Consider the following 15051-nt stretch of genomic DNA (forward strand, 5'->3'; position numbering starts at 1 on the left):
CGACCGGCAACGCGGCGCGTATCGGCTTGGCCGTGGCGCCGCGTTCCGGGCTTGTTCGGATTGCGGATGCCTAGACGCGTGGATGCGGCAATGTTGGAGGCCGGTGCCTGACGCTGCGGCGCGCACCCGCTACCCTGTTGCACGAGGGCCGCTCCGGCCCGCCGCGATCAAGACCCATGCTGCGTCGTTCCGTGTTGCTGTTGCTGCTGCTGATCTCATTGCCGTTGCTGGCCCAGGCCGAGCAACAGGCCGCGCCTGCCGCCGCCGCGGCGCGCACGCAGGCCGACACCAACTACAGCTTCGTGCGCTATCGCGCCGACTACGAAGTGCGTGCCGATGCCAGCAGCGTGGAAACCGACGAGTACGAGATCCTGCTCAAGACCAAGTCGGCAGTGGAGCAGTTCAGCCAGGTGCGGCTCAGCTACAGCGAGAAGATGGAAACCCTGGAGGTGCTGCAGGCCTACACCGTCACCGCCGAAGGGCTGCGCCAGGACGTGGCGCCCGACAAGATCTACACCCAGGAAAGCTATTCCAGCGCGGCGGCGGCGATGTATGCCGATCGCAAGGTCAAGGTGGTGGTGTTCCCGAATCTGGCGCCGGGCGCGCGTATCGTCTATCGCGTGCGGCGTGCACAGAACACGCCGTACTTCCCCGGTTATTTCAGCCTATGGGAGACCTTCAGCGTGTTCGCGCAATACGACGATGCGGTGGTCACACTGGTGGCGCCGAAGGCATTGCCGATGCATTTGTCGGTGCGCGGGCTGCAGGGCGGGACCAGGCCGGTGGTGCGTGGCGATCAGGCGCGCTGGGAGTGGCGCTATCAGCGCACCACGCCGATGAAGAACCAGAACTGGAGCGCGGCGACCTGGGAGTTCAGCCCCACCTTGATGGCCAGCACCTTCGACAGCTGGGCGCAGATGGGGCTGGCCTATCACGTCAAGGGGGGCCGCGCCGCTGCGGTGACGCCGGCGATCCAGTCGCTAGCCGACGAGGTGACCCGCGGCATCGACGCACCGCGGGCGCAGGCCGCTGCGTTGTACGCGTGGGTGGCACGCAATATCCGCTATGTGGCGGTGTACCTGGGCAATGGCGGACTGGAGCCCAACAGCGCCGACAGCATCCTGGCCAACCACTATGGCGACTGCAAGGACCACACCGTGATCCTGGAAGCCTTGCTGGCGGCCAAGGGCATCGCCAGCACCCCCGTGCTGATCGGTGCCGAGGGTGGGCCGACGCTGCCGCCGATCCCGGTGCTCGGCCGCTTCAATCACGCCATCACCTACATCCCGGCGTTCGATCTGTATGTGGATTCGACCAACCCCTATGCGCGTTTCGGCCAGTTGCCGGCCGGCGACCTCGGGGCGCCGGTGGTGCATACGCTGGACGGCAAGGTCACGCATACCCCGCCCAACGACCGCAAGGTCAACCGCTACGTCGCGCGTACCGAGTACCGCTTTACCCCGCAGGGCGGGCTGCACGGCCTGACCACGCTCGACAGCGGACAGACCGGCGAGGTGGGGCTGCGTGCGATGTTCGTGCAGCTCAATGCGCAGAACCGCAATCGCATCGAGGAGTCGATCATTGCGCAGTCCGGCTTCGATGGCACCGGCGATCTGTTGATCCAGGGCGACCCGCTGGATCTGGATGCGCCGTTCAACTATCGCTACACGTTCCAGGCCGAGGATGCGGTGGATTTTTCGGTGGTCGGCGGCATGACCTTGCCCGATATGCCCGGTGCCGAATCCACCCGAGGCATCTATACGACCACCTCGGCCGACGACAACCTGACCCCGTTCTACTGCAACGACAGCGTGCGCGAAGAGACCTATGTGGTGAGCTTCCCGGCGACGGTGCCGATCATCGCAATTCCGCGCAGCAGCCGCTTTCGCAATGCCGCTGGCGAGTACGCGGTCGAGTGGACGCGCCAGGGCCAGACGGTGACGGCGGTGCATCGCCTGCAACGCGCGGCAGTACGTGGGCCGCAGGCGCTGTGTCAGCCGCAGGATTACCGCGCGTTTCGCGAGCTCTACCAGCAGGTGCGGCGCGGCTTTCGCGGGCAGATCGTGTATGGCGATCTGTCCAGGGTGCAGACGGCGCAGTGAGATGGGCTAACTGGCGGCGGCCGCGATCTGAACGCCTTGTGCGATAGCGCTCGCCCATTCATCCATGAAGTATCAGAATTCACGCATACCCTTTCTGGAACATCGCGATGCATCGCCAGCTCCGTTATGCCGTTCTTGCCACCGCCCTGTTCGCCGGCACCGCGTTTGCCGGTGCGCGCCAGGAGCTGGACACGTTCACGCGCGGCCTGAAAGGCCTGGACGGGCAGTTCAGCCAGCAGGTCTCCGATGCCAATGGCCGGGTCAAGGAGCGCGCGAGCGGGCGGGTGGCATTGTCGGCGCCGCGCCAGTTCCGTTGGGAATACGCCAAGCCCTACAAGCAGCTGATCGTGGCCGACGGCAAGAAGGTGTGGGTGTTCGACCCGGACCTGGAGCAGGTGACCGTGCGTGCGCAGGGCAGCGAAGAACAGAACAGCCCACTGGTTGCATTGATCGACCCGGCGCGCCTGGACAAGCAATACGACGTCAGCGAAGAAGCGGCGCCACGTGACGGACTGCAGTGGCTGTCGCTGACGCCCAAGGTCGACACCGAAGCCAGTTTCCAGATGGCCTCGCTGGGGTTCGGCAAGGATGGCCTGGCCAGGATGGAAGTGGTGGATGCGGTCGGCCAGCGCACCGCGATCAGCTTCAGCGGCTGGAAGCGCAACCCGGCATTCGCCGCCGACACCTTCCGCTACACGCCGGGCAAGGGTGTGGACGTGGTCGGCGACGCGCAGTAAGCCGTTGCTTGCAGGAGTCGTGCAGCCAACGGCCGTGTTCGCAGAAGGTCGTTGGCTGACGCGATACAATGCCGCGTGGCACGAACCAAGCTCCCCATCACTCCCGAAGCCGATCTGCTTAGCGTAGACGGCGAGCATCTGCGCCCGCTTGCCGAGCGCATGCGTCCGCGCACCCTCGACGAGATGGTCGGGCAGAAGCGACTGCTCGCGCCCGACAGCGCATTGCGACGCGCGGTGGAATCCGGCCGTGTGCATTCGATGATCTTGTGGGGCCCGCCCGGCTGTGGCAAGACCACCCTGGCGCTGCTGCTGGCGCATTACGCCGACGCCGAATTCAAGGCGATCTCGGCAGTGCTGTCGGGTTTGCCCGAGGTGCGCCAGGTGCTGGCCGAGGCTGCGCAGCGCTTCGCCGGCGGGCGCCGCACGGTGTTGTTCGTCGATGAGGTGCATCGCTTCAACAAGGCGCAGCAGGACGCGTTCCTGCCGCATATCGAACGCGGCACGATCCTGTTCGTCGGCGCGACGACCGAAAATCCCTCGTTCGAACTGAATTCGGCATTGTTGTCACGCTGCCGCGTGCACGTGCTGGAAGGCGTTTCTCCGCAGGACATCGTCGAGGCCTTGCAACGTGCGCTGCATGATCCAGAGCGCGGGCTGGGGCAGGAGAGTATCCAGGTCAGCGATGCCTCGCTGCTGGAGATTGCCAGCGCGGCCGATGGCGATGTGCGCCGCGCATTGACCCTGCTGGAGATCGCTGCAGAACTGGCAGGCGGCGAGGGTGGCGAGATTACCCCGCAGACGCTGCTGCAGGTGCTGGCCGACCGTACGCGTCGTTTCGACAAGAACGGCGAGCAGTTCTACGACCAGATCTCGGCGCTGCACAAATCGGTGCGCAGCTCCAACCCCGATGCCGCGCTGTACTGGCTCACGCGCATGCTCGACGGCGGCTGCGACCCGGCCTATCTGGCACGGCGGCTGACCCGCATGGCGATCGAGGACATCGGCCTGGCCGATCCGCGCGCGCAGAGCATGGCGCTGGAAGCCTGGGACATCTACGAACGTCTGGGCAGCCCGGAGGGCGAGCTGGCGTTCGCGCAACTGGTGCTGTATCTGGCCAGCACCGCCAAGTCCAATGCCGGCTATGCCGCCTTCAACCAGGCCAAGGCCGAGGTGCGCGCCACCGGCACGCAGGAGGTGCCGCTGCATCTGCGCAACGCGCCGACCAAGCTGATGAAGACGCTGGGCTACGGGCAGGACTATCAGTACGACCACGACGCCGAAGGCGGGATCGCGCTGGACCAGACCGGCTTTCCGGATGCGATGGGCGAGCGGGTCTATTACAACCCGGTGCCGCGCGGGCTGGAGATCAAGCTCAAGGAAAAGCTCGATCGCCTGCGCGCCGCGCGCGAGCAGGCGCGGGCTGACAAGGGCGGCAAGCCCACGGCATAATCGGCCGCACAGGAGATGGCATTCCTCCTTGAACCGCACGCACCCTGCGCGCTGATGATGCCTGCCCACCCCCGCCGGGGCGGCAGGTCTGTGCCCCGGCATCTTTTCTTGCTCAGAAAACCGGATGATGCCGACATGCACGACACCTTGTTGAAATCCCCTTCGGCCGCCTGCGGAGTGCGCGCATGAACGCACCGGTGTGGTGGCAGCAATTGCTGCTGGCGATGACCGGCGGTGCGCTGGGTTCCGGCCTGCGCTTTGCCATCGGTGCCTCGTTGCTGCAGCGCTTCGGCAACGGATTTCCGTGGGGCACGCTGACGGTGAATCTGCTCGGCTCGTTCGTCGCCGGCGTGCTGCTGGTCTGGCTGGATGCGCGCGGGCCGGCGAGCTGGCCGCTGCGGGCTTTGCTGATCGTCGGCGTGATCGGCGGGCTGACCACGTTCTCCTCGCTGATGATGGAATGCCTGGTGTTCGCACGCACGGATCGGTCCGCGATGATCGGCGTGTATCTGGCCATCACGCTGGTGGCCGGACTGGCGCTGGTGTTCGCCGGTGCGCGTACCGGCCAGTGGCTGGTGGCGCGCTAGGCGCAGCTCTGCCGTGTAATCGCGGCAGTGAAGCCAAGGCCGGGATGCGGCGACGTCGCGTGCATGGCGCCACGCCGACGATCGAATGGCTGGCATGTGTTGGCGCCGCCGGGCGACGGTCAACGTGCGATCAGGGGGCCATGCTCGGACGCGACGCCTGGCCGCGTGCCTGTCGGGCGCGCCGACGGATGCATGATGTCGCTGGCATTCGCTGACGACCGTTTGCACTGGCGCATAAAAAAGGCGTGCTTGCGCACGCCCTGATTGATCGACAGCTTGGTCGGCACTGCGAGATCGGCCCGGCGGCCGATCCCGCAGTACATGACTTACAGCGCTTCGATGATGCCCGCCGCGCCCATGCCGGTGCCGATGCACATGGTGACCATGCCGTACTTCTGCTGACGACGGCGCAGGCCGTGCACCAGGGTGGCGGCACGGATCGCACCGGTGGCGCCCAGCGGGTGGCCCAGAGCGATGGCGCCGCCGAGCGGGTTGACCTTGGACGGATCCAGTTCGCTGTCGCGGATCACCGCCAACGCCTGGGCGGCGAAGGCTTCGTTGAGCTCGATCCAGTCGATCTGGTCCTTGGTCAGGCCGGCCTGCTTGAGCGCCTTGGGAATCGCCGCGATCGGGCCGATCCCCATCACTTCCGGACGCACGCCGGCCACCGAGAAGCTGACAAAGCGCGCCAGCGGGGTGAGGCCGTAATCCTTGATCGCCTGCTCGGAGGCCAGCAGCACCGCACCGGCGCCGTCGCTCATCTGCGAGGAGTTGCCGGCGGTGACGCTGCCGCCGAACTGGCCGTTGCGGAACACCGGGCGCAGCTTGGCCAGGCCTTCGAGCGAGCTGTCCGGGCGCGGGCCTTCATCGGTGTCGACCAGCCGCTTGCGCAGCGCGATGACATTGCCGGCCAGGTCGGGCTGGTGCGACAGGATTTCGTACGGAGTGATTTCGTCGCGGAATTCGCCGGCGGCAATGGCGGCAATCGCCTTCTGGTGCGAAGCGAGCGCGAATGCATCCTGATCCTCGCGCGAGACCTTCCATTCCTCGGCCACTTTCTCGGCGGTGATGCCCATGCCGTAGGCGATCGCGACATGGTCGTCGGCAAAGACGTTGGGCGACATGGCGACCTTGTTGCCCATCATCGGCACCATCGACATCGACTCGGTACCGCCGGCCAGCATCAGGTCGGCATTGCCCAGGCGGATCTGGTCGGCGGCCATCGCCACGGCCTGGATGCCGGACGAACAGAAACGATTGATGGTCTGGCCGGCCACGCTATTGGGCAGGCCGGCGAGCAGCACGCCGATGCGCGCCACGTTCATGCCTTGCTCGCCCTCGGGCATCGCGCAGCCGATGATGGCATCGTCGATCCGCGACAGATCGATGCCTGGCGCCTGCGCCACGACTGCACGCAACACGTGCGCCAGCATGTCGTCGGGACGGGTATTGCGGAACACGCCCTTGGGCGCCTTGCCGACCGGCGTACGGGTGGCGGCGACGATGTAGGCTTCTTGAATCTGTTTGCTCATGGCTATCTCCGATAGCCGGGATTGGGGAGTCGGGATTAGGGATTCGCAACAGCGGATCCTGATTCCTGAATGTTCCTGCCCGGCGGATGAATTTGGTGGAAGCGAGAATGTTGGAGGGCAGGGGAGCCGCTGTTACGAATCCCCAATCCCGAATCCCGAATCTCAGTTCCTCAACGGCTTACCCGTCTTGAGCATGTGCCCAATCCGCGCCTGGGTCTTTTCCTGCTGGGCCAGTTCGACGAAGTGCTTGCGCTCCAGCTTGAGCAGCCATTCTTCGTCGACCAGTGCGCCGCGATCGACTTCGCCGCCGCACATCACCGTGGCGATGCGGGTGGCGATTTCATAGTCGTAGTCGCTGATGAAGCGGCCTTCCAGCATGTTGACCAGCAGCATCTTGAAGGTGGCGATGCCGACGTCGCCGGCGACCTGGATGCGACGTGCCGGCAGCGGGGCGCGGTAGCCGCCTTCGGCCAGTGCGCGCGCTTCGGCCTTGGCGATGTGCAGCGCCTCGAAGCTGTTGAACACCACCTTGTCGGTGGCGCGCAGCAGGCCCAGCTCCTTGGCATTGACCGCCGAATTGGACACCTTGGCCATCGCGATGGTCTCGAAGGTCTTCTTCAGCTCGGCGAACACATCGCCGCCCGGACCTGCGGCCTGCGAGGCGCGCACGGCGATTTCCTTCAGGCCGCCGCCGGCCGGCAGCAGGCCGACGCCGGCTTCGACCAGACCGATGTAGCTTTCCAGCGAGGCCACGGTCTTGGCGCTGTGCATCTGGAACTCGCAGCCGCCGCCCAGCGCCAGCCCGCGCACGGCCGAAATCACCGGCACCTGCGCGTACTTGATGCGCTGGCTGGTGGCCTGGAAGTTGGCGACCAGCGCTTCGAATGCATCGACCTTGCCGGCCTGCAGCAGACCCAGCGCGCCGGCCAGATCGGCGCCGGCGGAGAAGGGCTCCTTCTGCTGCCAGATCACCAGCCCGGCGAAGTCCTTCTCGGCGCGGCCGACGACCTCCTGCAGACCGTTGAGCACGTGATCGGAGACGGTGTTCATCTTGGTCTTGAAGCTGACCACGGCGATGTCGTCGCCGTCATGCCACATGCGCACGCCGTCGTTTTCGAACACCGTCTCGCCCGGCGAGAACTGCTCGCCCAGCAGCGGATCGGGGAAGCGCTGGCGCTTGTACACCGGCAGTGCCGAGCGCGGCAGCTTGGCGTCGCGCGCCGGGCTGTACGAGCCTTCGGCCGCATGCACGCCATCGCGGCCGTCGAACACCCAGTTCGGCAGCGGCGCGCTGCTCATGCTCTTGCCGTTGGAGATGTCTTCGGCAATCCACTGCGCTACCTGCTTCCAGCCGGCGGCCTGCCAGGTCTCGAACGGGCCGAGCGACCAGCCGTAGCCCCAGCGGATCGCCAGATCCACGTCGCGCGCGGTCTCGGCGATATCGGCCAGGTGGTAGGCGCTGTAGTGGAACAGGTCGCGGAACGTGGCCCACAAGAACTGCGCCTGCGGGTGCTGGCTTTCGCGCAGCTTGGCGAACTTCTCGGCCGGGTTCTTGATCTTGAGGATCTCGGCCACTTCCGGCGCCGCGCTGCGATCGGCGGTTCTGTAATCCTGCTTCTCTAGGTCCAGCACCACGATGTCCTTGCCGACCTTGCGGAAGATGCCGGCACCGACCTTCTGGCCGAGCGCGCCCTTGCCGATCAGCGCATCCAGCCACTTGGGCGACTTGAAGTACTGGTGCCACGGATCGTCGGGCAGGGTGTCGCCCATGGTCTTGATCACGTGCGCCATGGTGTCCAGGCCGACCACGTCCGAGGTGCGGTAGGTCGCCGACTTCGGGCGCCCGACCAGCGGGCCGGTCAGCGCATCGACTTCATCGAAGCCCAGCCCGAACTCGGCGGTGTGGTGGATGGTGGAAAGGATCGAGAACACGCCGATGCGGTTGCCGATGAAGTTCGGGGTGTCCTTCGCATACACCACGCCCTTGCCCAGCGTGGTGACCAGGAAACTTTCCAGTCCTTCCAGCACGGCCTTATCGGTGCCCTTGGCCGGAATCAGCTCGGCCAAGTGCATGTAGCGCGGCGGATTGAAGAAATGCACGCCGCAGAAGCGGTGACGCAACTGCTCGGGCAGCACGTCGGAGAGCTTGTTGATGCCCAGGCCCGAGGTGTTGGAGGCCAGCACGGCGTGATCGGCCACGAACGGGGCGATCTTCTTGTACAGGTCCTGCTTCCAGTCCATGCGCTCGGCGATCGCTTCGATGATCAGGTCGCAATCGCGCAGCTGCTCCAGACCGCTTTCATAGTTGGCCGGCGTGATCGCCTCGGCCAGGGCCTTGCTGGCGAGCGGGGCAGGGCTGAGCTTGCCGAGGTTGGCGATGGCCTTGAGCACGATGCCGTCGGCAGGACCTTCCTTGGCAGGCAGGTCGAACAGCACGGTGTCGACACCGGCGTTGGTGAGGTGCGCGGCGATCTGCGCGCCCATGACGCCGGCACCGAGCACGGCAGCACGACGGACTAGCAACGGATTGGACATAGCGATGAGCCTTTGGTGTGAGCGACTACGGTGTGGAGTGGGTACGGAAACCGGGTTCCGCAAAACGAATCAGTTCGCGCGCGGCGCGCGCGCGGTGGTCGGCCTCGCTGACCCCGGCCGGGCGCTTGATCAGTCCGAAATCGGCCATCGCATAGGTGAGCGCACCGGCGAGGAAATCCAGGCGCCAGTACAGCTCTTCCTTGCTCAGGCCCGGCACGCAGGCAGCGATGGCCTTGCCGAACTCGCGCAGCACATGCCCGTAGTGATCGGACAGGAACTTGCGCAGGTTGTCGTTCTTTTCGGCATAGGCGCGCGCAATCACGCGCACGAACGCGCCGCCACTCTGGCGGTCCTGCGCCATCGCCAGCGCCGGCTCGACGAAGGCCGCCAGCACCGCGGTGAGTTCGCCTGGCTGTGACTTCCTGGCCGCCTCCAGTTGCTGCAGGCGCGCGGCGGTCATCTCGTCCATGCGGCGACGGAACACCTCGTTGACCAGGTTTTCCTTGGACCCGAAGTGGTAATTGACCGCCGCGATATTGACGTCGGCCTGGGTGGTCAGCTGGCGCAGCGAGGTTCCTGCGAAGCCATGCTGGGCGAACAGCTCCTCGGCCGCGCCGAGGATGCGGTCCTTGGTGGAGAAGTGGGCGGGCTTGGGCATGCGCGGGGCGGAACTCAATCAAACGATTGTTTGAGTCTACGGGCAGCATGGCGCACCGGTCATGCGGCAATGCAGCACGATTCAGGGGGCGGTGTGCAAACGCAGCGATGAAGAGATAGAATTGACCATCGCAAAGAAGCCTAAGCCCGCGTTTTGACGCGGGTTTTTTTCATGATAATCTCGGGCCTTCAGTGGCCCGCCCAACGGAGATCCTCCCATGGCGCTGGAGCGCACCCTGTCCATCATCAAGCCCGACGCCGTTGCCAAGAACGTCATCGGCGAAATCTACAGCCGTTTCGAAAAGGCCGGCCTGAAGATTGTGGCATCCAAGTACAAGCAGCTGTCGCGTCGTGAAGCCGAAGGCTTCTATGCCGTGCACCGCGAGCGTCCGTTCTTCAACGCGCTGGTCGAGTTCATGATCTCCGGCCCGGTGATGATCCAGGCGCTGGAAGGCGAGAACGCCGTTGCCGCACACCGTGACCTGCTGGGCGCGACCAATCCCAAGGACGCTGCGCCGGGCACCATCCGCGCCGACTTCGCCGACTCGATCGATGCCAATGCCGCCCACGGCTCGGATTCGGTCGAGAACGCTGCCAACGAAGTCGCGTATTTCTTTGCCGCCACCGAAGTGGTCTCGCGCTGAGGCCGAGAGAGTCGAATCGTGAATGAGGTCGTGATCCCCTCCGTGCTGCAGGACGTCCCCGTCCGTACCCCGGAACTGCGCAAGCAGAACCTGCTCGACCTCGACCGCGAGGGACTGGAGCGCTTCTTCGCCGACACGCTCGGCGAAGCGCGTTACCGTGCCCATCAGGTGATGAAGTGGATCCACCATCGCTACGTCACTGATTTCGACCAGATGACGGACCTCGGCAAGGCGCTGCGTGCGAAGTTGCACCAGCACGCCGAGGTCCTCGTCCCGAATGTCGTGTTCGACAAGCCCTCCACCGACGGGACCCACAAGTGGCTGCTGGCCATGGGTACCGACGGCAAGAACGCGATCGAAACCGTCTATATCCCCGACAAGGGCCGCGGCACGCTGTGCGTGTCGTCCCAGGTCGGCTGCGGTCTGAACTGCACCTTCTGTTCGACCGCCACCCAGGGCTTCAACCGCAACCTCACCACCGCCGAGATCGTCGGGCAGGTGTGGGTGGCGGCACGCCATCTGGGCAACGTGCCGCACCAGCAGCGCCGCCTCACCAATGTGGTGATGATGGGCATGGGCGAGCCGCTGATGAATTTTGACAACGTCGTGCGCGCCATGAGCGTGATGCGTGACGATCTGGGCTACGGCCTGGCCAGCAAGCGGGTGACGCTGTCGACTTCGGGCCTGGTGCCGATGATCGACCGGCTCTCGACCGAAAGCGATGTCTCGCTGGCGGTCTCGCTGCACGCGGCCAACGACACGCTGCGCGAAAGCCTGGTGCCGTTGAACAAGAAATACCCGATCGCCGAGCTGATGGAATCCTGCGCGCGCTATCTGCGCGGCAACAAGAAGCGCGATTCGGTCACCTTCGAATACACCCTGATGAAGGGCATCAACGACCAGCCCGAGCATGCGCGCCAGCTGGCCAGGTTGATGCGTCAGTTCGACAATGCGGTGCAGTCCAAGGACGCCGGCAAGGTCAACCTGATCCCGTTCAATCCGTTCCCGGGCACGCGCTACGAGCGCTCGGGCGAGACCGAGATCCGCGCTTTCCAGAAGATTCTGCTCGACGCGCAAGTGCTGACGATGGTCCGGCGTACCCGTGGCGACGATATCGATGCCGCCTGCGGACAGCTCAAAGGGCAGGTCATGGACCGCACCCGTCGTCAGGCGGATTTCCTGCGCACCCTGGAAGGGCAGGCCGGTCGAGATGCGGCAGCGTGATCTAGCGGCCATGGCGGCCGTGGCGATCGCACTGTGCGCGGTCGGCTGCGGTGGTCGCAATGCCAAGGCGGGCTCGGTCGAGACGGTCGAGGAGGTCGCGCAGGTGCATTCGTTCCGCGACAGCACCGAGACAAAGAATCGTCTGGCGGTGCAGGAGAAGCTCGGCCTGGCCAATAATCGGCTACAGACAGGCGACTACGCCGCTGCCGAAGAGCAGGTCCGTGCAGCCTTGAAGAAAGATCCCCAGTCGGTGGATGCCATTGGTCTATTGGCGCTGATTCAAGGCGTCAAGGGCGATGTCGCCGGCTCCGGCGCGTCATACCGCCGGGCCGCGGAACTTGCGCCGCAGCGCGGCGATGTCCTGAACAATTACGGCGCATGGTTGTGCGCGAACGGCTCGCCGGCCGAATCGCTGATCTGGTTCGATCGCGCCCTGACCGACAGAAACTACGCATCGCCAGCCTCCGCGTTGGGCAATGCAGGTGGCTGTGCACTCAAGGCGGGGCAGCCGCAGCGTGCGGCCGGCGACTTGCGCAAGGCGCTGGAACTGGATCCGCGGAATCCGTACGCACTCGAGTCGATGGCGCGCTCCGAAGCAACCAATCGCAATTATTTCGAAGCACGCGCGTTTATTGAACGACGGCTTGCGGCTGCACCGGCAACCGCTTCCGTGTTACAACTCGCCATTCAGATTGAGCAAGGGCTAGGCGACAAGGTAGCTGCCAGCCGTTATCAACAGCGGTTGGTCAAGGAATTTCCTGACGCAGCGACCGCTAACCCCGGGGCCAATGCATTGTGATCAGTGATTCCAATCCGAACCCTTTTGAGCAGGAAAAGGGCTGCGGACAGCATTTGCGCGACGCGCGCGAAGCGGCAGGTCTGAGCGTTGACGAGGTCGCCGGCAAGCTGCGCATGCCGGCACACGTGGTGCGCTCGCTGGAGCAGGAAGAGTGGCAACGCCTGGGTGCGCCGGTCTTTGTGCGCGGTCAGTTGCGCAGCTATGCGCGGCTGCTGCATGTGGACCTGGAGCCACTGCTGCAGCAGGCGGCGATTGCGCCGATCGAGCCGGTCAAGCTGGTCAGCCATACGCATACGCCGCGGGCGCGGCGCATTCTGGAAAGCACGGCACGCAAGGCGATGTATGTGGTGATCACCGGCGTGTTCGCGGTGCCGGTGTGGTACGCGACCCGTTCGCATCTGGATGGCAAGGCGCCCAGCACGGTATCGCTGGACAGCATGCCGGAAGCGCCCGGGACCGGCACCCCGGCCAACACTGCCACGCCGCCGGCCAGTGCGCCGCGCGAGCAGCCGGCGCCGTACATCGCGTCGATGACGCCGGTGCCGCGGGCCACGCCCGAGGTCGAGACCCCTGCAGCGTCGGCCGCCAGTGGCGGCAGTTTGTCGTTGAGTTTCAGCGGCGACAGCTGGGTGCAGATTCTGGCACCGGATGGCAGCGCGGTTGAAAAAGCACTGGTGCGTGCCGGCGAGCGTCGCAGTTATTCGCCAGGGCAGGTGGGTCGCATCGTGCTGGGTAATGCGTCGGCGGTAGAGGTTCAGCAAGGCGGCAGTATCGTCGATGTGAAACCGTTCCAGCGCGCTAACGTGGCCCGTTTTGCGGTATCCTCCGACGGCTCCGTGGTACCTGCTTCCGAGTGAAGCGGACTGCGGTTTTTCATTTTTCCCTATTGATGTTCCGCGCCTCCGGGATGACGGAGCGAGAGTACGCATGGCGATCGACGATCTGCTGGACGAACACGAACAAGGCGAACGCGTTCGTTCCTGGTTGAGAAAGAATGGCGCAGGGCTGGTAGGCGGCGTCGTTGTGGGCCTGGCCCTGATCCTGGGCTGGCAGTGGTGGCAGAAGCACACCGCCACCCAATCGGTGGAAGCCAATACCCGTTACGAAGCGGTGGTCAAGTCCATCCAGGGCAAGGACCTGGACAAGGCGGCCAAGGACATCGTGGCGCTTGACGACGGCAAGGGCGGTGTCTACGCCGAACTGGCTGCATTGCGTCTGGCCAAGGCCCAGGTGGATGCCGGCAAGCATGCCGAAGCGATCAAGACCCTGCGCGATGTGCCTGCCGAAGGCGAACTCAAGCAGATCGTGCAGCAGCGCCTGGCGCGTGTGTTGACCGAAAGCGGCAAGCCGGACGAAGCGATCAAGCTGCTGGCCGATGCACAGGACCACACCAGCCTGGAGATCCGCGCCGATGCGCTGGTCGTGCAGGGCAAGCCGGATGAGGCGCGTGCGCTCTACGCCAAGGCCCTGACCACGGTGGACGTGGCCTCGCCGCAGCGCCGTTTGCTGGAAACCAAGCTGATGGATGTGGGCGGCAAGGTGCCCGATCCGGCGGAGCAGATTTGATGAAGCAGGTTGATATGTACAAGCGCATTGCATTGATCGCCCTGATGGGCGTGTCGCTGGCCGGTTGCAGCACCGTCAAGGGCTGGTTCGCCGGGAAGGACGCTGCTGCCAAGAAGGCGCAGGAACCTGCCGAGTTGGTCAAGTTCGAGCCGTCGGTCAAGGTCGACAAGATCTGGTCCACCGGCGTGGGCAAGGGCGAAGGCCATATCGGTGTGCGCCAGCGTCCGGCGGTGGCCGATGGCAAGGTGTACGCCGCGGCGATTACCGGCGGCGTGCAGGCGCTGGACCTGCAGACCGGCAAGCGCGTGTGGGAATACAAGCCCAAGAAGGAAGAGCGTAACGATCGCAAGTTCAAGCAGCGCCTGTCCGGTGGCCCCGGCGTCGGCGAAGGCCTGGTGGTGATCGGCACGCTATCTGGTGACGTGATTGCGCTGAACCAGGCCGATGGCACCGAAAAATGGCGTGCCAAGGTGCCGAACGAAGTCATCGCCGCACCGGCGATTGCACAGAACCTGGTGTTGGTGCGCAGCAACGATGGTCGCGTCAGTGCCTTCGACGCGGCTACCGGCGAGCGCCGCTGGTTCCATGCCGAAGAAGGCCCGACCCTGTCGGTGCGCGGCAATGCGCCGATCGTGACCGGCCCGGGCGTGCTGTTCGTCGGCAACGACAGCGGCACCTTGAGCGCCCTGGCGCTGCAGGACGGCCGCCCGTTGTGGGAGCAGGCGATCGGCGTGCCGGAAGGCCGCACCGAGCTGGAGCGCATGTCCGATGTGGACGGTGCCCCGGTGCTCGACGGCACCACGTTGTATGCGACCAGCTTCAAGAACGAAACCCTCGCACTGGAAGGCCCGAGCGGCCGTCCGCTGTGGACGCGCGATCACGGCGGCGCCGGTGGCGTTGGCGTGTCGTCGGCGGTGGTGGTGGTGTCCGACAACGCCGGCTCGGTGTGGGGCCTGGACAAGAGCAGCGGTGCGGCGATGTGGTCGCAGGCCGCGCTGGCGCGTCGCTCCCTGACCGGCGTCGCTATCCAGGGCGATTACGCTGTGGTCGGCGATTACAAGGGCTATCTGCACTGGCTGAAACTCAGCGACGGTGCACTGGCCGCGCGCGCTCGCGCTGGACGCGACACGCTGCTGGCGCAGCCGATCGTCGTGGACGGCATTCTGTTGGTACAAAACACCGATGGCGATATCACCGCCTTCCGGTTGGCACAATAAGG

General features: G+C 65.3%; 14 protein-coding genes and 1 riboswitch. Of the genes, 10 read left to right on the forward strand and 4 right to left on the reverse strand.

Annotated elements, in window-relative coordinates:
• Positions 1–176 precede the first annotated feature (176 nt).
• The 4 genes from AC1PLA_RS10545 to crcB all read left to right on the forward strand — a co-directional run bounded on the left by AC1PLA_RS10545 (position 177) and on the right by crcB (position 4875).
• The gene (locus AC1PLA_RS10545; protein WP_481106115.1) at positions 177–2102 is read left to right on the forward strand and encodes a DUF3857 domain-containing transglutaminase family protein; all 1926 of its coding nucleotides are present in this window, start codon (positions 177–179) and stop codon (positions 2100–2102) included.
• A gap of 107 nt (positions 2103–2209) precedes the next feature.
• Positions 2210–2839, forward strand: coding sequence for an outer membrane lipoprotein periplasmic chaperone LolA (gene lolA, locus AC1PLA_RS10550; RefSeq protein ID WP_016901760.1), 630 nt, complete (start codon positions 2210–2212; stop codon positions 2837–2839).
• Between the two features lie 159 nt (positions 2840–2998).
• Positions 2999–4288 carry a replication-associated recombination protein A gene (locus tag AC1PLA_RS10555; RefSeq protein ID WP_230582134.1) on the forward strand — a complete coding sequence of 430 codons (1290 nt, stop codon included), beginning with the start codon at positions 2999–3001 and terminating at the stop codon, positions 4286–4288.
• A 2-nt stretch (positions 4289–4290) separates the two neighbouring features.
• A riboswitch (Fluoride riboswitch) is annotated at positions 4291–4359 on the forward strand.
• A 114-nt stretch (positions 4360–4473) separates the two neighbouring features.
• A complete protein-coding gene (gene crcB, locus AC1PLA_RS10560; protein WP_119131996.1) occupies positions 4474–4875 on the forward strand; it encodes a fluoride efflux transporter CrcB in 402 nt (133 codons plus the stop codon).
• A gap of 119 nt (positions 4876–4994) precedes the next feature.
• On the opposite strand, the gene AC1PLA_RS10565 is transcribed toward crcB, so the two are convergent.
• The 4 genes from AC1PLA_RS10565 to AC1PLA_RS10580 form a co-directional block, all read right to left on the reverse strand.
• On the reverse strand, positions 4995–5162 hold the full coding sequence (locus AC1PLA_RS10565; protein ID WP_481106116.1) for a hypothetical protein: 168 nt from the start codon (positions 5160–5162) through the stop codon (positions 4995–4997).
• A 39-nt stretch (positions 5163–5201) separates the two neighbouring features.
• On the reverse strand, positions 5202–6407 hold the full coding sequence (locus AC1PLA_RS10570; protein ID WP_024940117.1) for an acetyl-CoA C-acyltransferase: 1206 nt from the start codon (positions 6405–6407) through the stop codon (positions 5202–5204).
• A gap of 162 nt (positions 6408–6569) precedes the next feature.
• A complete protein-coding gene (locus AC1PLA_RS10575) occupies positions 6570–8942 on the reverse strand; it encodes a 3-hydroxyacyl-CoA dehydrogenase/enoyl-CoA hydratase family protein (protein WP_481106117.1) in 2373 nt (790 codons plus the stop codon).
• A gap of 25 nt (positions 8943–8967) precedes the next feature.
• On the reverse strand, positions 8968–9600 hold the full coding sequence (locus AC1PLA_RS10580) for a TetR/AcrR family transcriptional regulator (RefSeq protein ID WP_024940119.1): 633 nt from the start codon (positions 9598–9600) through the stop codon (positions 8968–8970).
• A gap of 217 nt (positions 9601–9817) precedes the next feature.
• On the opposite strand from AC1PLA_RS10580, the gene ndk reads away from it, so the two are divergent.
• The 6 genes from ndk to bamB all read left to right on the forward strand — a co-directional run bounded on the left by ndk (position 9818) and on the right by bamB (position 15049).
• Positions 9818–10243: a nucleoside-diphosphate kinase gene (gene ndk / locus AC1PLA_RS10585; protein WP_024940120.1), complete on the forward strand. Its 426-nt coding sequence runs from the start codon at positions 9818–9820 to the stop codon at positions 10241–10243.
• A gap of 18 nt (positions 10244–10261) precedes the next feature.
• The gene (gene rlmN / locus AC1PLA_RS10590; protein ID WP_039527310.1) at positions 10262–11467 is read left to right on the forward strand and encodes a dual-specificity RNA methyltransferase RlmN; all 1206 of its coding nucleotides are present in this window, start codon (positions 10262–10264) and stop codon (positions 11465–11467) included.
• Between the two features lie 10 nt (positions 11468–11477).
• On the forward strand, positions 11478–12266 hold the full coding sequence (gene pilW / locus AC1PLA_RS10595) for a type IV pilus biogenesis/stability protein PilW (protein ID WP_102584536.1): 789 nt from the start codon (positions 11478–11480) through the stop codon (positions 12264–12266).
• Entirely contained in the window at positions 12263–13123 is an 861-nt protein-coding gene (locus AC1PLA_RS10600) for a RodZ domain-containing protein (RefSeq protein ID WP_102584535.1), read from the forward strand. The genes pilW and AC1PLA_RS10600 overlap by 4 nt, the downstream gene beginning before the upstream one ends.
• A gap of 70 nt (positions 13124–13193) precedes the next feature.
• Positions 13194–13832, forward strand: coding sequence for a YfgM family protein (locus tag AC1PLA_RS10605; protein ID WP_016904423.1), 639 nt, complete (start codon positions 13194–13196; stop codon positions 13830–13832).
• Positions 13832–15049 carry an outer membrane protein assembly factor BamB gene (gene bamB, locus AC1PLA_RS10610; RefSeq protein WP_039527305.1) on the forward strand — a complete coding sequence of 406 codons (1218 nt, stop codon included), beginning with the start codon at positions 13832–13834 and terminating at the stop codon, positions 15047–15049. Before AC1PLA_RS10605 ends, bamB begins: the two co-directional genes overlap by 1 nt.
• Positions 15050–15051 lie beyond the last annotated feature (2 nt).

This window comes from Xanthomonas sp. NCPPB 1826 (assembly GCF_056725285.1).